Source organism: Sphingomonas sp. S-NIH.Pt15_0812, assembly GCF_003951315.1.
Lineage (GTDB): Bacteria > Pseudomonadota > Alphaproteobacteria > Sphingomonadales > Sphingomonadaceae > Sphingomonas.
On sequence record NZ_QLJH01000025.1, the window covers coordinates 1 to 21133 of the forward strand.

19 protein-coding genes are annotated in these 21133 nt (G+C 68.9%); 13 read left to right on the forward strand and 6 right to left on the reverse strand.

The annotated features are described in order from the left end of the window. The 13 genes from BRX43_RS15005 to BRX43_RS15060 all read left to right on the forward strand — a co-directional run. Positions 1–1206 (forward strand): chemotaxis protein CheA (locus BRX43_RS15005; protein ID WP_164523627.1); only part of this gene is annotated, 1206 nt, incomplete at its 5' end. Continuing rightward, positions 1203–1712 carry a chemotaxis protein CheW gene (locus tag BRX43_RS15010; protein ID WP_125995909.1) on the forward strand — a complete coding sequence of 170 codons (510 nt, stop codon included), beginning with the start codon at positions 1203–1205 and terminating at the stop codon, positions 1710–1712. The genes BRX43_RS15005 and BRX43_RS15010, both read left to right, overlap by 4 nt. A gap of 33 nt (positions 1713–1745) precedes the next feature. After that, a complete protein-coding gene (locus BRX43_RS15015) occupies positions 1746–3623 on the forward strand; it encodes a methyl-accepting chemotaxis protein (RefSeq protein WP_125995910.1) in 1878 nt (625 codons plus the stop codon). A 36-nt stretch (positions 3624–3659) separates the two neighbouring features. Beyond that, positions 3660–4160, forward strand: coding sequence for a hypothetical protein (locus BRX43_RS15020; protein ID WP_125995911.1), 501 nt, complete (start codon positions 3660–3662; stop codon positions 4158–4160). 6 nt (positions 4161–4166) lie between these two features. Continuing rightward, positions 4167–4301 (forward strand): hypothetical protein, encoded by a 135-nt coding sequence (locus BRX43_RS21175; RefSeq protein WP_277600166.1) that lies wholly within the window; start codon positions 4167–4169, stop codon positions 4299–4301. Between the two features lie 219 nt (positions 4302–4520). After that, the gene (locus tag BRX43_RS15025; protein ID WP_206433237.1) at positions 4521–6689 is read left to right on the forward strand and encodes a CHASE3 domain-containing protein; all 2169 of its coding nucleotides are present in this window, start codon (positions 4521–4523) and stop codon (positions 6687–6689) included. A 45-nt stretch (positions 6690–6734) separates the two neighbouring features. Further along, positions 6735–8441 carry a methyl-accepting chemotaxis protein gene (locus BRX43_RS15030; protein WP_125995913.1) on the forward strand — a complete coding sequence of 569 codons (1707 nt, stop codon included), beginning with the start codon at positions 6735–6737 and terminating at the stop codon, positions 8439–8441. Continuing rightward, positions 8438–8932, forward strand: a complete 495-nt coding sequence (locus BRX43_RS15035; protein ID WP_125995914.1) for a chemotaxis protein CheW — start codon at positions 8438–8440, stop codon at positions 8930–8932. Before BRX43_RS15030 ends, BRX43_RS15035 begins: the two co-directional genes overlap by 4 nt. A 39-nt stretch (positions 8933–8971) precedes the next feature. Further along, a complete protein-coding gene (locus BRX43_RS15040; RefSeq protein ID WP_125995915.1) occupies positions 8972–10603 on the forward strand; it encodes a methyl-accepting chemotaxis protein in 1632 nt (543 codons plus the stop codon). Then, complete coding sequence (locus BRX43_RS15045; protein WP_125995916.1) at positions 10600–11088, forward strand: chemotaxis protein CheW; 489 nt, start codon at positions 10600–10602, stop codon at positions 11086–11088. Before BRX43_RS15040 ends, BRX43_RS15045 begins: the two co-directional genes overlap by 4 nt. A gap of 75 nt (positions 11089–11163) precedes the next feature. After that, a complete protein-coding gene (locus BRX43_RS15050; protein ID WP_125995917.1) occupies positions 11164–12012 on the forward strand; it encodes a protein-glutamate O-methyltransferase CheR in 849 nt (282 codons plus the stop codon). A gap of 3 nt (positions 12013–12015) precedes the next feature. Further along, positions 12016–13098, forward strand: a complete 1083-nt coding sequence (locus tag BRX43_RS15055; RefSeq protein WP_125995918.1) for a chemotaxis response regulator protein-glutamate methylesterase — start codon at positions 12016–12018, stop codon at positions 13096–13098. After that, a complete protein-coding gene (locus BRX43_RS15060; RefSeq protein ID WP_125995919.1) occupies positions 13095–14885 on the forward strand; it encodes a hypothetical protein in 1791 nt (596 codons plus the stop codon). The genes BRX43_RS15055 and BRX43_RS15060 overlap by 4 nt, the downstream gene beginning before the upstream one ends. Here the strand turns inward: BRX43_RS15060 and BRX43_RS15065 are convergent. The 6 genes from BRX43_RS15065 to BRX43_RS15090 all read right to left on the reverse strand — a co-directional run bounded on the left by BRX43_RS15065 (position 14882) and on the right by BRX43_RS15090 (position 21114). Then, complete coding sequence (locus tag BRX43_RS15065) at positions 14882–16054, reverse strand: GGDEF domain-containing protein (RefSeq protein WP_164523628.1); 1173 nt, start codon at positions 16052–16054, stop codon at positions 14882–14884. The two genes, BRX43_RS15060 and BRX43_RS15065, sit on opposite strands and share 4 nt — an antisense overlap. A gap of 292 nt (positions 16055–16346) precedes the next feature. Continuing rightward, the gene (pnp, locus tag BRX43_RS15070) at positions 16347–18704 is read right to left on the reverse strand and encodes a polyribonucleotide nucleotidyltransferase (protein ID WP_125995921.1); all 2358 of its coding nucleotides are present in this window, start codon (positions 18702–18704) and stop codon (positions 16347–16349) included. 159 nt (positions 18705–18863) lie between these two features. Beyond that, on the reverse strand, positions 18864–19133 hold the full coding sequence (rpsO, locus tag BRX43_RS15075) for a 30S ribosomal protein S15 (RefSeq protein ID WP_125995922.1): 270 nt from the start codon (positions 19131–19133) through the stop codon (positions 18864–18866). A gap of 14 nt (positions 19134–19147) precedes the next feature. Continuing rightward, the gene (gene truB / locus BRX43_RS15080; RefSeq protein WP_241214979.1) at positions 19148–20041 is read right to left on the reverse strand and encodes a tRNA pseudouridine(55) synthase TruB; all 894 of its coding nucleotides are present in this window, start codon (positions 20039–20041) and stop codon (positions 19148–19150) included. Between the two features lie 4 nt (positions 20042–20045). Beyond that, positions 20046–20633 carry a thymidine kinase gene (locus tag BRX43_RS15085; RefSeq protein ID WP_125995924.1) on the reverse strand — a complete coding sequence of 196 codons (588 nt, stop codon included), beginning with the start codon at positions 20631–20633 and terminating at the stop codon, positions 20046–20048. Between the two features lie 49 nt (positions 20634–20682). Next, a complete protein-coding gene (locus tag BRX43_RS15090) occupies positions 20683–21114 on the reverse strand; it encodes an Rrf2 family transcriptional regulator (RefSeq protein WP_125995925.1) in 432 nt (143 codons plus the stop codon). Positions 21115–21133: the final 19 nt, after the last annotated feature.

Genomic DNA, 21133 nt, shown 5'->3' on the forward strand with positions numbered 1-21133 from the left:
CTCGATCTCCTCGGAGACGGAGCGGAGGGCGAGGCCGCCGAACATGTCCGCGTCCCCGCCGAACGGCTGGACGAATTGATGGACCGGGTCGGCGAGCTGGTGATCGCGCAGAGCCGCCTCTCGCAGATCGCGCATCAGGATGGCGGCCTCGCCCTCCGCTCCGTCTCCGAGGAGATCGAGCGGCTGGCCGGCGAGTTGCGCGACACGATGATGGTGTTGCGCATGATGCCCGTCGCCAGCCTGTTCGGCCGCTTCCGCCGCCTGGTCCACGACCTGGCCCGCGACACCGGCAAGGCGATCGACCTGGTCACCACCGGCGAGTCGACCGAGGTCGACAAGACGGTGATCGAGCGGCTGTTCGACCCGCTGGTCCACATCATCCGCAACAGCTGCGACCATGGCCTGGAAAAGGCGGAGGACCGCGTTGCCGCCGGCAAGTCCGCGACCGGCACCGTCCACCTGTCGGCCCATCAGGCCGGCGGCGAAGTGCTGATCACCATCCGCGACGACGGCCGCGGCATCGACCGCGCCCGCGTCCGCGCCAAGGCGGAGGCGAACGGCCTGATCCAGCCGGACCAGCTGCTCGCCGACCAGGACCTGCTGCAACTGATCTTCGCGCCCGGCTTCTCGACGGCGGCGCAGGTCACCAACCTGTCGGGGCGCGGCGTCGGCATGGACGTGGTGAAGCGCACCATCGAAAGCCTGCGCGGCACGATCGAGGTCGCCAGCATCGACGGCGGCGGATCGACCATCACGCTGCGCATCCCGCTGACGCTGGCGATCATCGACGGGCTGCTCGTCCGGGTGGGCACGGGCGACTATGTCATCCCGCTCTCGGCGGTCGAGGAATGCCTGGAACTGTCGGGCGAGGAGGACCTGCGCTCGCAGGGCCGCAGCCTGATCACATTGCGCGACCGGCTGGTGCCCTTCCTGCGCCTGCGCGACGTGTTCGCCACCGGCACGCCGGCCGATCCGCACCAGAAGATCGTCGTGGTCGCCACCGGCAACGACCGGGTCGGCCTGGTCGTCGACCAGATCATCGGCAACCACCAGACCGTCATCAAGTCCATGTCGCCGCTGCACCGCCATGTCGGCTCGTTCACCGGCGCCACCATCCTGGGGGACGGCAGCGTCGCCCTGATCCTCGACATCGCCCAGCTCGTCGCGCTGGCCCAACCCCGGGAGGAGCGGCTGCGCGCCGCATGATCGCCATGCCCCATCGCAACATGACCGCCTGGACCGACGATGGCGAACTGGAGGTGCTGACCTTCGGCCTGGGGGGCGAGACCTTCGCGCTCGAAGCCGTGCTGGTGCGCGAGATCCTCGACCTGATGCCCGAGACGCGGGTGCCGGGCGCGGATCGCCTCGCCGCCAGCGTCATCAACTTTCGCGGCCGGATCATCCCGCTCGCCGACCTGCGCATCGCCTTCGGCATGATGCCGCAGGAGGACACCACCGACAGCCGCATCGTCGTTATCGAGCTGATGCTGGACGACGAGCCGGTGCTGATCGGCCTGAAGACCGACCGGGTCAACGAAGTCGCCACGCTGCTGCGCGACACGGCGGAAGCGCCGCCCGCGATCGGGATGCGCTGGCCCCGCGACCATATTCGCTGCCTGGTCCGTCAGGGCGGCGACCTGATCGTGCTGCCGGACCTGCCGGCATTGTTCACCACGCTGATCGCCCGGGGGGGCGAACCAACGATACACTAATTGCCCTGGGGTTTTGGGAGGGAGGGATTTTCCATGCGTTTCACCATCAAGATGAAATTGGCCGCGACCTTCGCGGTCGTACTGCTGCTGATGATCGCCACCGTCACCATCGGCGTGACGCGCCTGAACCAGCTGAACGGCGCAATCACGCAGGTCATCAACGTCTCGGCCAAGCAGCTCGAATATGCGCAGTCGATCGACGCCGAACTCGGGCGGATCGGGCGCAACGAGAAGAACATGGCGCTGACCGAGGATGCGGCGGCGACGCGCGAATATAGCGAGCGGATGATCATGCAGCGCAACCAGCTGGAAGCGGTGCTGGCGGACGCGCTCCGCCTCGCCACGACCGACATCCGGCCGAAATGGGAAGCGGTCCGGGAGAACTGGGCGCAGTACAAGCTACTGAACGAACGCATCCGCCAGCTCGCGATGGTCAACCGCAACCAGGAGGCGGCCGCGATCTCGATAGGCGCGGCACGCATCGCCAACATCACGCTCGGCAATAGCATGAAGGAACTGGTCGGCATTCAGCAGGCCAAGATGAAGCAGGCGGACGCGGACACCAATGCGCTCTATGGCGAAGCGCGTGCGCTGCTCATCACGATCGCCGGCATCGCGATCCTGATCGCCGTGGCCGGCGCCATCTGGGTATCGCTGGTCGTCTCGCGCGGCCTGAACCGGATCAGCGAGGCGCTGGACGCGGTGGCGGTCGGCGATCTCGACCAGGAGGTGACGGTCACCTCGAACGACGAGATTCGCGACCTGGTCGGCACGGTCAACCGCATGACCGAGAATCTGCGCGCCTCCGCCACGCTGGCCGAAACGATCGCCGAGGGCGACCTGACCGTCGATCACCAGCCATTGTCCGACCGCGACAAGCTGGGTCATGCGCTGGTCTCGATGGTGGAGCGGCTGCGCGCCGTCGTCGGCGATGCGACCGAGGCGGCGGATGCCGTCGCGGCGGGCAGCCAGCAGCTCTCCTCCTCTTCCGAACAGGTGTCGCAGGGCGCGACCGAACAGGCCGCCGCCGCCGAGGAAGCCTCCGCATCGATGGAAGAGATGGCCGCCAACATCAAGCAGAACGCCGACAACGCCTCGCAGACCGAGAAGATCGCCCGCCAGTCCTCGCGCGACGCCGAGGAAAGCGGCGTCGCCGTCACCAAGGCGGTGATCGCGATGCGCACCATCGCCGAGAAGATCGGCATCGTCCAGGAGATCGCCCGCCAGACCGACCTGCTCGCGCTGAACGCGGCGGTCGAGGCGGCACGCGCCGGTGAACATGGCAAGGGCTTCGCGGTCGTCGCCTCCGAGGTGCGCAAGCTGGCCGAACGCAGCCAGAGCGCGGCCGCCGAGATCGGCGCGGTCTCGTCCGACACCGTCGCCGCCGCCACCCAGGCCGGCGAGATGCTGACCAAGCTGGTCCCCGATATCCGCCGCACCGCCGAGCTGGTCGCCGAGATCAGCGCCGCCTGCCGCGAGCAGGATGTCGGCGCGTCGCAGATCAACGAGGCGATCCAGCAGCTCGATCAGGTGACGCAGCAGAACGCGTCCGCCTCCGAGCAGATCAGCGCCACCTCGGAAACCCTCGCCGGCCAGGCCGAGGAGCTGCAGTCCAGCATCGCCTATTTCCGCGTCGACGACCACCAGGCGATGATCCGCAGCCCGGCCCGGGCCGCCGCCAAGGCGCCGCGCCGCGCGAGCGCCCCGGCCAAGCTCGCGCCCGCGCCCGCGCCTGCGCCCGCCGCCAAGGCGACGAAGCCCAAAAAGGCCAAGGTCGTCGGCAAGTCGCCCGCCAAGGCCCCGGCCAAGCCGACCGTGGCCCAGCAACAGGCCCGCGCGCGCGGCTTCGCCCTCGACCTCCATGCCGGGGGTCCGGACGCCGAGGATGTCGAGTTCGACAAGGCGGCCTGACCCCTTCCGCCTTTTCCACGACCGTAAGGTTTCCTCGTGCGCCCCACCACACGTCTCAAGCTGGGCCTGACCTTTGTCCCTCTGCTGGTGATGCTCGGCATCGTCGTGTCGATCGGGGTGACACGGATAGGGGCGAACAACGCCGCCACGACCGAGGTCATCACCGGCCCGGCGAGACGGCTGGACCTGGCCCAGACATTCGTCGTCCAGGCCAGCAAGGCGGTGCGCATGGAGAAGAACATGGTGATGGCGTCCGGACCGGACGAAAGGCGCCGGTTCGACGCGCTGACGCTGAAGGCGCGTGACGACGGGCAAGGCCCGTTGCACGCCGGGTTTGCAGCGGCCAACGCCGCAGACAGGCCGCTCTGGCTGCGACACCAGTCCCATCGCCTGGCTGATATCCGGGTCAACGACCAGGTCCGCGCCCTGGCGCTGGCCGACCGCGTCAGCGAGGCGAGCGCGCCGTCGATCGGCCGGCTACCGGTCGTCACGGCCGATGTCGGCATGCTCGGGGACCAGGTCGTCGGCCTTGCCTAACGGCAGATGGACCGGGCTGATGTCGATAGCGACGCGCTTTATGGCTCGTCGCGCACCATGATGATCGCGGTGGCGATCATGGCCTTTCTGGTAGCCGCGATCGGCGGCGTGGGGTTTCGCTGGTCGGTCGCGCGGGCTTGATCGTGTCTGACAGGCGCTAGCCGCGATGGCGGCAGCTGGCCTGAGCCAGGAGATCACGTCCCCGTCCGATGACGAGGTTCGCGGCCTGGTCGGGACGGTCGGTCACATGGCCTACACCCTGCACGCCACGGCGGCGCTGGCTGACCGGATGTCAATTTTGACCGGGGCGCCTGATCGATGCGGGCCGTCGCCTATAATGGTTCCAACAGGATCACGATGATGCGCTTTTTCAACAATATTTCGATTTCTCGGAAATTCACTTTGTGCCTGGGCAGCATCATCGTGATGGCGCTGGGGGCCAATGCCGTCATCCTGTCGGAAGCGGATACGGTCCGGTCGACGGCGTTGCTGAAGACCCATACCTATCAGGTCATCACCGCCGCCAACCGGATCATGGACGGCATGATCAACCAGGAAACCGGCTATCGCGGCTACCTGGTTTCCGGCAACCCGGCCTTTCTGGACCCCTATCACAAGGGCCAGGCCACCTTCACGCAGGGGTGGAGCGACGTCCGCACGCTGACCGTCGACAATCCGGCGCAGCAGCAGCGGCTGAACGAGATCCGCGACCTCGCCGCCGAATGGCATCGCGACGTCGCCGAAAGGGCGATCGGTCTGGTCCAGAATGACGGCCTCGACCGGGGACGCGCGCTGGAGGCCAGCGGCGTCGGCAGGGCATCGATGGACCGTATCCGCGCAAAGGTGACCGACCTGATCGCGACCGAGGATCACCTGCTCGCCGAGCGTACCGCGATCCAGCTCTCCGCCTTCGCGGCGATCCGCTATGCCATCCTGTTCGGCCTGATCGGCAGCGTCGTGCTGGCGATCGCCATCGGTATCGTCATGGCCCGCACCATCGCGCGTCCGATCGCGCAGGTCACCGACCGGCTGCGCGGCCTGGCCGACCCGATGGAGCGCGAACGTGCCGACGAGATCGGCCGGATGGACGGTACCGTCGCCGCCGTCGAGGCCGCATTCCGCGACATGTCCGGCGCGCTGACCGAGGTCGCCAAGGGCGATCTGTCGGCCGGCATGTCGCGCGACTATGGCGGCCTCAGCAGCGAGGTGCATCGCAGCGTCGACACCATGACCAGCAATCTGCGCGCGCTGGCGCAGGTCGCCAACGACGTCGCGGCCGGCGACTTGAGCGCCACCGCCATCGCCCGGTCGGACCGCGACATGCTGGCCCAGGCGCTGATCGCGATGACCGTAAACCTGCGCCGCTCGGCGGCGCTGGCCGACATGGTCGCGCTCGGCAATCTCCAGGTCGACCATACGCCGCTGTCGGACAAGGACGTGCTGGGTCATGCACTGGTCGCGATGATCCGCAACCTGCGCGCTTCCGCTAGGCTGGCCGAGACGATCGCCGAGGGCGACCTGACCGTGCAGCATCGGCCACTGTCCGAGGAGGATGCGCTGGGTCATGCGCTGGTCTCGATGGTGGAGCGGCTGCGCGCCGTCGTCGGCGATGCGACCGAGGCGGCGGATGCCGTCGCGGCGGGCAGCCAGCAGCTCTCCTCCTCTTCCGAACAGGTGTCGCAGGGCGCGACCGAACAGGCCGCCGCCGCCGAGGAAGCCTCCGCGTCGATGGAAGAGATGGCCGCCAACATCAAGCAGAACGCCGACAACGCCTCGCAGACCGAGAAGATCGCCCGCCAGTCCTCGCGCGACGCCGAGGAAAGCGGCGTCGCCGTCACCAAGGCGGTGATCGCGATGCGCACCATCGCCGAGAAGATCGGCATCGTGCAGGAGATCGCCCGCCAGACCGACCTGCTCGCCCTGAACGCGGCGGTCGAGGCGGCACGCGCCGGTGAACATGGCCGCGGCTTCGCGGTCGTCGCCGCCGAAGTGCGCAAGCTGGCCGAGCGCAGCCAGGTCGCGGCCGCCGAGATCGGCGCGGTCTCGTCCGACACGGTCGTCGCCGCCACCCAGGCCGGCGAGATGCTGACCAAGCTGGTCCCCGACATCCGCCGCACCGCCGAGCTGGTCGCCGAGATCAGCGCCGCCTGCCGCGAGCAGGATGTCGGCGCGGCCCAGATCAACGATGCGATCCAGCAACTCGACCAAGTGACCCAGGCCAATGCCTCCGCCTCCGAGCAGATCAGCGCCACGTCGGAAACCCTGGCCGGCCAGGCCGAGGAGCTGCAATCCAGCATCGCCTATTTCCGGCTGGAGCAGGCCCCTGCCGCGCGCCGCGCCATGCCCGCTCGCCCCGCCAAGGCTGCTTTCGCCAAGGCACGGCCGCGCAGGACCGGAAAGGCCGTTCCAGCCCGGCCCGACCCGCACGGTTCGGCCGCCGAGCAGCAGACCCGCGTCCACGGCTATGCGCTCGACCTGACCGCTGGCGGCCGCGATGCCGACGACGCCGACTTCGACAAGGCAGCCTGACATGACCAGCCACCCCCGCCAGACATTCGAACAAGGAGCCGTGTGATGCGCGCTACTATCAAGATGAAACTCGGCATTACCTTCACCTTGCTCGTGAGCATGATGCTGGTGATCGTTGCGATCGGCGTCAGCCGCATGAACATGCTCAACACCTCGATGAACGAGGTGCTGAGCGGACCGGCCGCGCGACTCAGCCGGTCACAGGGCATCGACTCCAAGATCGGCATGATCGTCCGGCTGGAGAAGAACGTGGTGCTGAGCAGCGATCCCAAGTTCACCGCCGAGCTGGATGCCAAGATGCTGCGCCTGCGCGGCGAGGCAAGGGACGCCATCATGGCGGGCGTGGATGGCGCCAGCGCCGCCGGCCGACCGCAATGGATGAAGCTCCGGGACGAGTTCCAGCTCTATCAGGGCTTGAACGACCAGCTTCGCGCCGCCGTCGCCGCTGGCGACCGGGACGCCGCCATTGCGATCACGATCGGTGCCGCCCGGACGAAGGCGCAATATATGGCGACGATCACGGAAGGCATCGCCGCCCTGAACAAGCGCCAGATGGCCGCCGCCACGGCCGAGGCGGATGCGACCTTCCGCTCCGCGCGCATGTCGCTGCTCGCGATCGCGACCGGGGCCTTGCTGCTCGCGATCGGCGGGGCGGTGTGGATTTCGGTGGTCGTCACGCGGGGTCTGCGCGTCGCGCGCGAGGCGATCGACACGATCGCCGGCGGCGACCTGCAGAACGACGTGCAGGTCAAGAGCAACGATGAGATCGCCGACCTAGTCGCGGGGCTGAACGCCATGACCGACCGGTTGCGCACCGTGCTGGGCGATGTGACGGAGGCGGGCGTCAGCGTCGCGTCGGGCAGCCAGCAGCTCTCCTCCTCGTCCGAGCAAGTATCGCAGGGCGCGACCGAACAGGCCGCCGCCGCCGAGGAGGCCTCCGCCTCGATGGAGGAAATGGCCGCCAACATCAAGCAGAATGCCGACAATGCCGCCCAGACCGAGAAGATCGCCCGCCAATCCGCGCGCGACGCGGAGGAAAGCGGCGTGGCCGTCACCAAGGCGGTGCAGGCCATGCGCACCATCGCCGAGAAGATCGGCATCGTCCAGGAGATCGCCCGCCAGACCGACCTGCTCGCGCTGAACGCGGCGGTCGAGGCGGCGCGCGCCGGCGAACATGGTCGCGGCTTCGCGGTCGTCGCCTCCGAAGTGCGCAAGCTGGCCGAACGCAGCCAGGTCGCCGCCGCCGAGATCGGCGCTGTTTCGTCCGACACCGTCGCCGCCGCCACCCAGGCGGGCGAGATGCTGACCAAGCTGGTTCCCGACATCCGCCGCACCGCCGAACTGGTCGCGGAGATCAGCGCGGCCTGCCGCGAACAGGATGTCGGCGCTAGCCAGATCAACGAGGCGATCCAGCAGCTCGACCAGGTGACGCAGCAGAACGCCTCCGCCTCCGAGCAGATCAGCGCCACGTCCGAAACCCTGGCCGGTCAGGCGGAGGAGCTGCAGTCCAGCATCGCCTATTTCCGGATCGGCGACGGCCATGCCAGCGCACGCGTGCGCACTCCGGCCCGCCGCGCCGCTCAGCCGGCCGCCAGGGCCAAGGCCAAGCCGCCCGCGAAGCGCGCCGTCGCCAAGCCGGCCCCGCGCATCGGCACGGTCGCGCACCAGCAGTCGCTGGCGCAGGGCTTCGCGCTCGACCTGAACAATGGCGGCCCCGACAGCGAGGATGCGGCCTTCGGTCGCGCGGCATGAGCGACCGGGGCACGGAGGCCGTGCAGGCGGTCGTCTTCGCGCTGGGATCGGAGACCTTCGCCATCCCGGTGACGATGGTCCGCGAGATCCTGGAGCATCGCCCCGCCTCCCGCGTGCCGGAGGGGCCGGCCTGGCTGCTCGGCCTGCTTGACGTGCGCGGCGTGGCGGTGCCGATGATCGACCTGCACGTCCGCATGGGCTTCGCCGCGGTGGAGCCGACCGTCTCGACCTGCGTCCTGGTGATCGAGGTGGTGCAGGCCGACGATCGCCCCGCCACGCTGGGCCTAGTCGTCGACCGGGTGATGGACGTGGTCAGCTTCGCCATGTCCGAGATCGGCGAGACGCCGGAGATCGGCGTGCGCTGGCGCGTCGATTACCTGACGGGCTTCGTGCGCCGCGACGACGGCTTCGTCGCGCTGCTCGACCCTGCCCGCCTGTTCGCGAGCGAGGATCTGGCCACGACGCCGCCGCCCCTGCGCACCGCCGCCTGAACCCCGCCGCCCTCTCCGCTCCGGTAAAGGATCCGTCCCATGTCGTTCCACCTGTCGCTCAAGACATCCTCGCATGTCGATGCAGCGACGGCCGAGATCACGCGTCTGCAACGCGCCTTCACCACGGGGCGGACGGACGCGCGGGCCGACCTGTCGGCCGCCACCGGCAAGGCGCGGGACGTGCTGGTCGCGGTCAACGACCTGCTCGACGCCGCCGGCGCACCGACCAGCCTGCTGGTCAAGCGGCTGGCGCACATGTCGTCCGAGCATGATCGCGGCGACATCGACGTGTTCCTGCCCGTCGACCAGTTCCGGGGCGACTTCGCGGTGATGGCGCGCGGCCTGAACGACATGGTTGCCAGCCATATCGCCGCCAAGAAGCAGGCCATGGCCTGCGTCCGCCAGTTCGGCGCGGGCAATTTCGACGCGACGATGGAGCAGCTCCCCGGCAAGAAGGCGTTCATCAACGAGACGATCGAGCTGTTGCGCGCCAATTTCCAGGCGATTATCGGCGAGATCCAGCGGCTGATCGCCGCCTCCACCGCCGGCCGGTTGAACGAGCGGGGCGACGCGAACCGCTTCCCCGGCGATTTCGGGCAGCTGGTGACGGGCATCAACGGGATGCTGGACGCGATCCTGCTGCCGATCGGCCAGGGCAACCGCGTGCTCGACCTGGTCAGCACCGGATCGCTGCTCGAACGCGTCGAGATCGCGTGCGAGGGCGATCACCAGCGCATGAAGGATGCGATCAACACCCTGATCGACAATCTGTCGAGCTTCGCCGTCAATGTCGCGGGCGCGGCCGATCAGGTCGCCTCGGGCAGCCAGCAGCTATCCTCCTCGTCGGAGCAGGTCTCGCAGGGCGCGACCGAGCAGGCCGCCGCTGCCGAACAGGCCTCGGCGTCGATGGAGCAGATGGCCGCCAACATCAAACAGAATGCCGACAATGCCGCCCAGACCGAGAAGATCGCGCGTCAGTCGTCGATCGACGCCCAGGACAGCGGCGTCGCGGTCGACCGGGCGGTGCAGGCGATGCGGACCATCGCCGAGAAGATCGGCATCGTCCAGGAGATCGCCCGCCAGACCGACCTGCTCGCGCTGAACGCGGCGGTCGAGGCGGCGCGCGCCGGCGAACATGGCAAGGGCTTCGCGGTGGTCGCTGCCGAGGTGCGCAAGCTGGCGGAACGCAGCCAGGTCGCCGCCACCCAGATCGGTGCGGTATCCTCCGAAACGGTCCTCGCCGCGACCAAGGCCGGCGACATGCTGACCCGGCTGGTGCCCGACATCCGCCGCACCGCCGAACTGGTCGCCGAGATCAGCGCCGCCTGCCGCGAACAGGATATCGGTGCGGGCCAGATCAACGAGGCGATCCAGCAGCTCGACCAGGTGACGCAGCAGAATGCCTCCGCCGCCGAGCAGATGAACGCCACCTCCGAGGCGCTGGCCGGACAGGCCGGGGAGTTGCAGGCCGCCACCGCCTTCTTCAGGGTGCGCGAGGACAAGTGCTCCGTCCCGGTCGCCCGGCCCGCCACCAAGGGTCCAAAGAGCGTCGCCAGGACCGCTCGCGCCGGATCGGTCGCGCAGCAGCAGGCGCGGGCGCATGGCTTCGCGCTCGACCTCAACAAAGGCGGACCGGACGGCGACGACGACGCCTTCGGACGCGTCGCATGACCGCGATCGCGCACCCGGTCGCGGCCCCGGCCGGCGGGTCCGTCCAGGCGGTGGTCTTCGCGCTGGCGTCGGAGACCTTCGCCCTGCCGGTCGCCACCGTTCGCGAGATCCTGGAATACCGCCCCGCCTCGCGCGTGCCGGAGGGGCCGGACTGGCTGCTCGGCCTGCTCGACGTGCGCGGCATGGCGGTACCGCTGATCGACCTGCATGTCCGGCTGGGCTTTGCGGCCGCCCCGCCGAGCCTGTCGAGCTGCATCCTGGTGACCGAGGTCCGGGACGCGGACGGCCGGTCGGCGACGCTGGGACTGGTGGTCGACCGGGTGATGGACGTGGTCAGCTTCGACGGTGCCGAGATCGGCCGGCCGCCGGAGATCGGGGTGCGCTGGCAGGTCGATTATCTGGCCGGGGTGGTGCGGCGCGACACCGGCTTCGTCCTGCTGCTCGATCTGGCCCGCCTCTCCTTTCCGGACGTGACGCCGCCCTGACATCCCCCGATCCACGGGCGCGCAGAACGCGATGCCCTTTCCCGCCCTCTCCCTTGAGAAGCATCGAGACGCTCCATGACGGCCTATGAACCTATTGCCGCCCCCGGCAGCGAGTTGAACTCGCACGATTTCAAGCGTGTCGCCGCATTCATCGAACAGCATAGCGGCATCAAGACGCCGCCCAGCAAGCGCCTGCTCGTCGAGGGGCGGCTGCGGCGGCGCGCGCGCGCCAGCGGCTTCGCCTCGGTCGCCGATTATTGCGAGCATGTCTTCGCCGATCCCGCCACCCTCGCCACCGAGGCGGAGCTGCTGGTCAATGCGCTGACCACCAACAAGACCGACTTCTTCCGCGAGCCCAAGCATTTCGACTATCTGACCGCGCGGGTGCTGCCGGCGCTCGTCGCGGCCGGGGAACGCCGCCTCCGGGTGTGGAGCGCGGGCTGCTCGACCGGCGCGGAACCCTATACGCTGGCGATGCTGCTCGACCAGTTCTGCATGACCCAGCCCTGCGGCTATGGCATCCTCGCCACCGATATCGATACCGAGGTGCTGGAGACGGCCCGGCGCGGCATTTATCCGACCAGCATGGTCGAGCCGGTGCCGGCGCTGCTCCGCCGCCGCTACATGATGGCCGCGCGGGGCGATCGGGCGGAGATCCGCATGGTTCCCGAACTGCGCGCCGCGATCGGCTTCGGCCGGCTCAACTTCATGGACCCGCGCTACGGCGTGGGCGATCCCATGCACATCATCTTCTGCCGCAACGTCCTGATCTATTTCGATCAGCCGACGCAGGAGAAGGTGATCCGCCGCCTGCTCGACTGCCTGGTCCCGGGCGGTCACCTGTTCCTCGGCCATTCGGAAACGATCGCGGGCATGGACCTTCCGGTCCAGACCGTGGCCGGCACCGTCTTTCAGAAAGCCTGATCCATGCCGCTGCCCAAGATCCGCGTGCTGGTCATCGACGACAGCGCCAGCGTGCGCCAGGCGATGACCGCGATCCTGTCCGCCGATCCGCAGATCGAGGTGATCGCCGCCGCCTCCGATCCCTTCGCCGCCGCGCGCCACATCCAGGAATGCGTGCCCGACGTCATCACGCTGGACGTGGAGATGCCGCGGATGGACGGCATCACCTTCCTGCGCAAGCTGATGCAGCAATGCCCGGTGCCGGTGGTGATGTGTTCCTCGCTGGTCGAGGAGGGGTCGGACACCTTGCTCCAGGCGCTGGAGGCCGGCGCGGTCGACATCATCCTGAAGCCGCGCGTCGGCGTCACCGAGCATCTGAACGAAGCGCACCAGCTGATCTGCGACACGGTGAAGGGCGCGGCCCATGCCCGCGTCTCGCCGCGCAGCCCCCGCACCCCCAGCGGCCCCGCGCCCAAGCTGACCGCCGATGCGATGCTGCCGCCGCCCGCCGCCGGCCGGGCGATGAGCCGCACCACCGAGATGGTCGTGTGCATCGGCGCGTCGACCGGCGGCACCGAGGCGCTGCGCGAGGTGCTGGAGGCGCTGCCCGCCAATGCGCCGGGCATCGTCATCGTCCAGCACATGCCCGAAAGCTTCACCCGCGCCTTCGCCCGCCGGCTCAACTCGATCTGCGAGGTCGATGTGAAGGAGGCGGAGGACGGCGACACGGTGATGCGTGGCCATGTGCTGATCGCGCCGGGCGGCCTGCGCCACACGCTGCTGGAGCGCCAGGGTGCGCGCTATTGCGTGTCGGTGCGCGAGGGGCCGCTGGTGTCGCGCCATCGCCCCTCGGTCGATGTGCTGTTCCGCTCCGCCGCCCGGTCGGCGGGGTCCAATGCAGTGGGGATCATCATGACGGGCATGGGGGATGACGGCGCGCGCGGCCTGCTGGAAATGCGCGAGGCCGGTGCGCGAACGGTGGCGCAGGACGAGGCGAGCTCGATCGTGTTCGGGATGCCGAAGGAGGCGATCGCGCGCGGCGCCGCCGAACGGGTGGTCCCGCTCGACCAGATCGCCCGCGCCCTGCTGACGGCCAGCACGCGATGACCGCCCCCTTCCCCCAGCCGACCGGCGAGCCGATCGCCGCGACCGCCATCGAGGGCCTGGACATGGTCCTGCCGCGACCGGCGGACCAGCCGCCGCTGGCCCGGATCGCCGACCGACTGGACGAACTCGCCGCCGGGCTGGACATGCGTTTCGTCGCCGCCGGCAACGCACTCGGCCTCGAATATCAGATGGTCGAGCAGCTGATCGCCGTGCTGGAGGGCATGACCTCGGCGATGAACGGGTCGGGCGGCCAACTCGCCATCGCCCGGCTGCTGGACGTGGCGCGGTCGCTGACCCAGTTGCCGACGCTGCAACGCAGCCGCAATGCCGAGCTGGACGGGATCGGCCGCAGCGGCCGCAGCCTGATCGGCGTGCTGGACGATGTCCGCAAGACGCTGGACCTGCTGCGCGTCTATGGCCTGAATGTGCAGGTGGTGGCGGCGGATACCGGCGGCTTCACCGACTTCGCCAACCAGATGACGAACAAGATCGAGCATAGCGACAGCCATGTCGCCGCGCTCGGCGAGGCGTTGAAGGCGATGAACGCCGCGCTGCCCGCCGCGCGCCAGGCCGAGCAGAACCTGGTTGCCGAATTCGTCAAGGTGCTGCCGATGGTGCCCGAGCGGCTGATCCGCGAGGCGGGGGCGTTGCGCGACTATCAGGCGGACCTGGCGGTGCAGGCGGACCGGATCGCCACGGCGGCGCGCACCGTGCGCGGTCATGTCGCCGAGGCGATCGGCGCATTGCAGGTCGGCGATATCGCCCGCCAGCGGCTGGAGCATCTCGCCGCCGCCGCGCGCCTGGTCAGCGAGTTGCCGGCGGGCGAGGACGCGCTGCTGGTTCAGCGGCGCATGGCCATGCTGCTGGCGGCGCAGATCACTGACACGACCGACCAGTTCCAGGGCGAGACGGACCGGCTGGTCGGCAGCCTGCGCCGCATCCTGCCCCAGGCGAAGCAGCTGCTGGACATGAGCCGCACGGTCGCCGCCACCGGGCCGGCGGAGGGTGGCGCGGAGGGCGGCGGCCAGACCTTCCTCCACCGGCTGAAGAACGGGATCGCCGAAATGGCGACGCTGACCGGCCGGCTGCGCGAGGCCGACCTCCAGGTCGACCGGATCGCGGCGGCGACCTCCGAGGCGGCGGACGGCATGGTGTGCCGGCTGGCCCAGATGCGCCGTGCCCGCCGCGACGTGCAGCTGATGGCGCTCAATGCCGGCTTCCGCAGCATGCGGGCGGGCGTCAACAGCCGACCGCTCACGATCGTCACCGCGCATATCCATGACTGCGCCAATGTGCTGGATCGGCAGGTCGACCAGATCGACACGCTGATCGGCACGCTCTCCGCCGGTGCGTCCCGGCTGGGCGAGTTGCGCAGGCAGGCGGGATCGGATGCCGGCGAGGCGCTGTCGGCCGCGCTCCGCACGATCGACGAGGGCGCGGCGCATATCGATACCGAACTGGCCAAGGTCGGCGAGGATGCGGCCCAGTCGCTCAGCGTGCTGGAAGAGACGATCGAGCGGGTCGACTGCAACGACGCAATGCGCGCGCCGCTCTGGCGGCTGGCGGGCGAGCTGACCCAGATCGCCGAACAGGGCGAGGATATGGAGCTGCCGCCCGAGGCGGCGCGCCTCCATGCCTCGATGCTCGACCGGCTGGTCGCCAGCTACACCATGGCGCGCGAGCGGGAGATCCACACCGCCGTCACCGGCCAGCCCATCGCCGCCGCTACCGTGGCCTCGGCCGGCGACGACACGGACGACGACCTGTTCGACGACGCGCTGTTCTAGGCGCGCGCGCCGACCATGGCGAGACGGGGGCGCACGGGAACCGGCTCCCGCGTCTTGGCCAAGACGCATCGGTCGCGACCCGCCGCCTTGGCCTCGTACAAGGCCTGGTCGGCGCGACGGAGCGCGGCCGCCAGCGTTTCTCCGGCACCCAGGGTCGTCAGCCCGATGCTGACCGACAGGCCCGGCAGATCGGGCAGTTTCAACGCGGCGATGATGCGGCGAATGTCCTCGCACACCACGCGCGCCGTCTCCGCGTCATGATCGGGCATCAACAATACGAATTCCTCGCCGCCCAGACGCGCCGGCACCACCAGATCCGGCCGTGATGCATCAAGGCAGCGCGCGATCCGCCGCAGCGCGGCATCGCCGCCGTCATGGCCCAGTCGGTCGTTGATGCTCTTGAAATGATCGAGATCGAGGATGGCGATCGCCATCGTCACCCGGCCCGGCCGGCGGCGGGCGGGATCGACGCAGCGGTCGAACGCCTCCTCGAGCGCGCGACGATTGGGGAGGCCGGTCAGCGGATCGACGCGGGCCTGGTCGTGATGCGTCTTCACGATCGACTGCAGGACCGCGATCAGGATCATCAGCCCGGCCGCGACCAGCAGCACCCCCGTGCTCGCCTGCGAGATGACCGCATAGAGGGATTCGAGATAGTCCTGGTCCCCCGCGAAGCCGAGCGGATCGGCCAGGAACGGTTTCACCAGGAAATGCAGCCCGGTGACCAGGAACACGCCGACCAGCACCCGGTTCATCGCCGAGCGTGGCGCATCGCGCCATATGGTGACCGCGCACAGCGTCATGCTGGCGGTGAAGAAGGACTGGAAGATCAGCCGGTGCCCCAGCCCCTCCCCGCTCAAGGGTCGCAGCAGCGTGAAATAGGTCAGGCCCGCCCCCACGATCAGCGCGAAGCCGCGCCACATGGGACGGCGTTGGTGGAAGATGGACAGCGCCGGGGCCGTCAGGGTCAAGCCGATCAGGAAGCCGCACGATCCGAGCCGATCCCACAGCGTCATCGAGCCCCCCGCCGCCACGACCAGGTGCGCGGCCGGCTCCAGCACGCCCAAACCATAGCTGGCCGCGATCCAGCCGATCCGCCGCGCGCCGGGATTGAGGCAGGCGATGACCACGAAGCTGATGCCGAACAGCGACGCCGTCAGCATGTTCATCAGCAATGGCAGAACGGCTTGCGGCACCATGGTTCGGCGATCCGGACGGAGACTTGAAAGGGAAAGCACGACACGCTTGGAACATTCTAAGCCGAGGGCCGGCTAATCCAGCCGCCAAGTTGTTGCAACGAAGATTTTATCGCAATTCGCCTTCAATATGGTGCGATCCGCTCGGCGAACGCTAACGGCCCCGTCATGCAAAAAGCGACCGCACGGAAGGCCCGTACGGTCGCTTTTTGTTTGTCCTGTCCGGAGGCGCGGTCACCCGGCCCCCGTGACGGATTGGGGACGATCAGTCGCGATCGCCGGTCAGGAAGGCCGGAGCGAACGGCGCCGGGCCGTCCTCGCCGCCCTCGCGCTCGCGGCGGGGACCACGCCCCTCGCCCCGCTCGCCGGACCGCTCGCCGCCCCGGTCGCCGCGGTCGCGACGCGGGCCACGGCCCTCGCCGCCGCCCTCGCGACGCGGACCACGATCGCCGCCGCCGGCCCGCGGGCCGCGGTCGCCGCGATCACCCCGGTCGCCGCGCGGTTCGCGCGCCGGACGGGTGTCCTCGAGCTCGGCACCGGTCTCCTGGTCGACGACGCGCATCGACAGGCGCACCTTGCCGCGCGGATCGATCTCCAGCACCTTGACCTTGACGGCCTGGCCCTCGGACAGCGCGTCCGACACCTTCTCGACCCGCTCGTTCTTGATCTCCGAGACGTGGACGAGACCGTCCTTGCCGCCCATGAAGTTCACGAACGCGCCGAAGTCGACCAGGTTGACGACCTTGCCGTCGTAGATCTTGCCGACCTCGGCCTCTTCGACCAGGCCCTTGATCCAGTTGATCGCCGCCTCGATCTGGCTCTGGTCGGACGACGACACCTTGATGACGCCCTCGTCGTCGATGTCGACCTTGGCGCCGGTGGTGGCGACGATCTCGCGGATCACCTTGCCGCCCGTGCCGATCACTTCGCGGATCTTCGACTTATCGATCGTGAAGGTCTCGATGCGCGGCGCGTGCGCCGACAGCTCGGTGCGGGTCGAATCCAGCGCCTTGGCCATCTCGCCCAGGATATGGGCGCGACCCTCATGCGCCTGGGCCAGCGCGACCTTCATGATCTCCTCGGTGATGCCGGCGATCTTGATGTCCATCTGAAGGCTGGTGATGCCCTCGCTGGTGCCGGCGACCTTGAAGTCCATGTCGCCCAGGTGATCCTCGTCACCCAGGATGTCGGACAGGACGGCGAAGTCCTTGCCCTCCAGGATCAGGCCCATGGCGATGCCGGAGACGGGGCGCTTGATCGGCACGCCCGCGTCCATCAGCGCCAGCGAGCCGCCGCAGACGGTCGCCATCGACGACGAGCCGTTCGACTCGGTGATGTCGCTGGTGACGCGGATCGTGTAGGGGAACTCCTCCTTGGTCGGCAGCACCGGGTGCAGCGCGCGCCAGGCCAGCTTGCCATGGCCGACTTCACGACGCCCCGGCGCGCCGAAGCGGCCCACTTCACCGACCGAATAGGGCGGGAAGTTATAGTGCAGCATGAAGTGCTGGTAGGACAGGCCGTTCAGGCCGTCGATCATCTGCTCCGCGTCGCGGGTGCCCAGCGTCGTGGTCGCGATCGTCTGGGTCTCGCCGCGCGTGAACAGCGCCGAGCCGTGCGAGCGCGGCAGGAAGTGGACCTCCGCCTCGATCGGACGGATCTGGGTGGTCGAGCGACCGTCGATGCGGCGGCCGTCCTTCAGGATCGCGGTGCGGACAATCTCCGCCTCCAGCTTCTTGACCAGCTTGCCGGCGGCGAGCTGCTCCTGCGGCGTGCGGTCGGCCATCGCCGCCTTCGCCTTGGCGCGGGCCTCGCCCAGCGCGGTCTGGCGCTGCTGCTTGTCGGTCAGCTTGTAGGCGGCGGCGATGTCCTTGCCGATCAGCTTCTTCAGCTCGGCCTTGACCGTCTTCTGGTCGTCGCCCTGCTTCAGCTCCCAGGGGTCCTTGGCGGCCTGCTCGGCCAGGTCGATGATCGCATCTACGATCTGGCGCGATGCCTTGTGCGCGAACACCACCGCGCCCAGCATGACGTCTTCCGACAGTTCCTTGGCCTCGGACTCGACCATCATCACCGCGTCGTGCGTCGCCGCGACGACCAGGTCGAGATCGCCGTCCAGCACCTCGGCATCGGTCGGGTTGAGCTGATACTCGCCATTCTTGTAGCCGACGCGCGCGCAGCCGATCGGACCCATGAACGGCACGCCCGAGATGGTCAGCGCCGCCGAGGCCGCGATCATCGCGACGATGTCGGGCTCGTTCTCGCCGTCATAGGACAGCACCTGCGCGATGCAGTTGATCTCGTTGTAGAAGCCCTCGGGGAACAGCGGGCGGATCGGGCGATCGATCAGGCGGCTGACCAGCGTCTCGCGCTCGGTCGCGCCACGCTCGCGCTTGAAGAAGCCGCCGGGGATGCGGCCGCTGGCGGAGAACTTCTCCTGGTAATGGACGGTGAGCGGGAAGAAGTCCTGCCCTTCCTTGACCGTCTTGGCCGCAGTGACGGCGCACAGCACGACCGTCTCGCCGAGCGTCGCGATCACCGCGCCGTCGGCCTGACGGGCGACCTTGCCCGTCTCGAGGGTCAGCGTCTTGCCGCCCCACTCGATCTGCACCTTCTTGGTATCGAACATATCGCTTCCTTCACTCCCGCCGCGCCGATCGCGACGGGGGCCTATGATGCGGGCTAACCGGCCCGCGGCGGTGTGGGACGCTTCGTCGCCCCCATGCCCACCGCGCCGAATTGCGGGCGGGCAGATACGAGAAGGGCGCCGCGAGGGCGCCCTTCCGAATTACTTGCGAAGGCCGAGCTTCGCGATCAGTGCCAGATACCGGTCGCCGTCCTTCTTGCGGAGATAGTCCAGCAACGAACGACGCTTGTTCACCAGCATCAGCAGGCCGCGGCGCGAATGGTTGTCCTTGGCGTGGCCCTTGAAATGCTCCGTCAGGTTCTTGATGCGGTCGGTCAGGATCGCGACCTGCACCTCGGGCGAACCCGTGTCACCCTCTTCGCGGGCATGTTCCTTGATCAGCGCCTGCTTGCGCTCTGCCGTGATCGACATCGTCATCCTTTCAATCAGAGGTTGAAGCCGCGAACGACACGGACCTCGCCCGCGATCACGTCGACCAGCGCCACGGGGGCGGAGTCGAGCATCGCGAAGGCCGCGCCGTCATCGGCATGCACCCCGACCAATACACGCCCCTGGCGGAGCGCCCCTGCCTGGTCGGGAGAGAGAGCAAGAGCCGGGATGTCGTCCAGCCCCGCCCTCAACGGCAGGAGTATCTGTTCAAGGGCGCGCGCCTGCCCCATTTCGTTCAATTTGTCCAGCGTTATCGCGCCCGACAGGTCGAAAGGCCCGGCCCTGACCCGGCGCAGCATGGTGACATGGCCGACCGTGTCGAGGGCCAGCGCGATGTCGCGCGCCAGGCTGCGGATATAGGTGCCCTTGGAGACATGCGCCACCAGCGTCGCCTCGTCCAGCGGCCCGGCCGCCGCAGCCGCCTCGATCGTCAGTGCCCGGATCACCACGTCGCGGCTCTTCAGCTCCACCGCTTCGCCGGCGCGCGCCAGGTCATAGGCGCGCTCGCCATCGACCTTGAGTGCCGAATAGATCGGCGGCACCTGCGCGATGGGGCCGGTGAAGCGCGGCAGCACCGCCGCCAGCGCATCCGGCGTCGGCCGCACCGCGCTGGTGGCGATCACCGGCCCTTCCGCGTCGAGCGTATCGGTCTGCTCGCCGAAACGGATGGTGAAGGCATAGACCTTGTCGCTGTCGAGCATCCGCCCGGCCAGCTTGGTCGCCTCGCCCACCGCGATCGGCAGCACCCCGGTCGCCAGCGGGTCGAGCGTCCCGCCATGGCCGACCTTCACCTTGCCATGGCCAGCCTGGCGCAGCACGCGCTTGACCGCCGCCACCCCTTGCGTCGACCCCAGGCCCAGCGGCTTGTCGAGGATGATCCAGCCGTGCATCGCCTTATCCTTCCGCCTGGAGGAGCGCCTCGGCATGATGCCGACGGCACAGGGCGACATAGCGGTCGTTGCCGCCGATCTCGGTCTGCGATCCCTGCACGACCGGCGCACCCTCCGCGTCGACGCGCAGGTTCATCGTCGCCTTGCGGCCGCAGACGCAGACCGACTTGATCTCGGTCAGCTCGTCCGCCAGCGCCAGCAGCCGTGCCGATCCCTCGAACAGCACGCCCTGGAAATCGGTGCGCAGGCCATAGGCCAGCACCGGCACGCCCAGCCGGTCGCAGACGCGCGCGAGCTGGTCGACCTGTCCGCCGCTCAGGAACTGCGCCTCGTCGACCAGCACGCAGGACAGGGGCGTCTCGGCATGGCGGTCGTCGATACAGGCATAGAGGTCGGTGGCGGGGCCGAAGGGCGTGGCCGGCGCGGTCAGGCCGATGCGCGACGCGATCGTCCCCGCCTCGAACCGGTCGTCGATCGCGGCGGTGAACAGCATCGTCGCCATGCCGCGCTCGCGATAGTTGAAGTCGGCCTGCAACAGGTTGGTCGACTTGCCCGCGTTCATCGACGCATAATAGAAATAGAGCTTGGCCATCGCCGCCCCGTTACCAGCTTGTGCCGCCGGCGGAAGGCCCGTTCGAAGCCTAGGCCGCGACCAGCTGCTCGGCGGTGGCGTCGGCCAGGCTGGTCCCGTCCAGGATGCGCGCGGTCTCGTCGCGCACCCGCGCCATCGCCTGGCGGATCGCGCAGGCCGCCTCGTCCTTGCAGTCGGTGCAGCGGCGATAGGCGGTGCGGCTGACGCAGGGGACCAGCGCCAGCGGCCCCTCGATCGTGCGGATGATGTCGCCCAGCGAGATCAGGTGCGCCGGCCGGGCCAGCAGATAGCCGCCATGCTTGCCGCGATGGCTCAGCACCAGCCCCGCCTCGCGCAGGTCGGCCAGGATCAGTTCCAGGAACTTGCGCGGCACGTTCGCTTCCGCCGCGATCCGCGTCATCGGGATCGGCGCGCTGCCCACCGGGGCGGTGGCCAAGAACAGCAGGGAGCGCAGGGCGTAACGGGAACGCTGGGTCAACATGATGCGGGTCGATATGGTC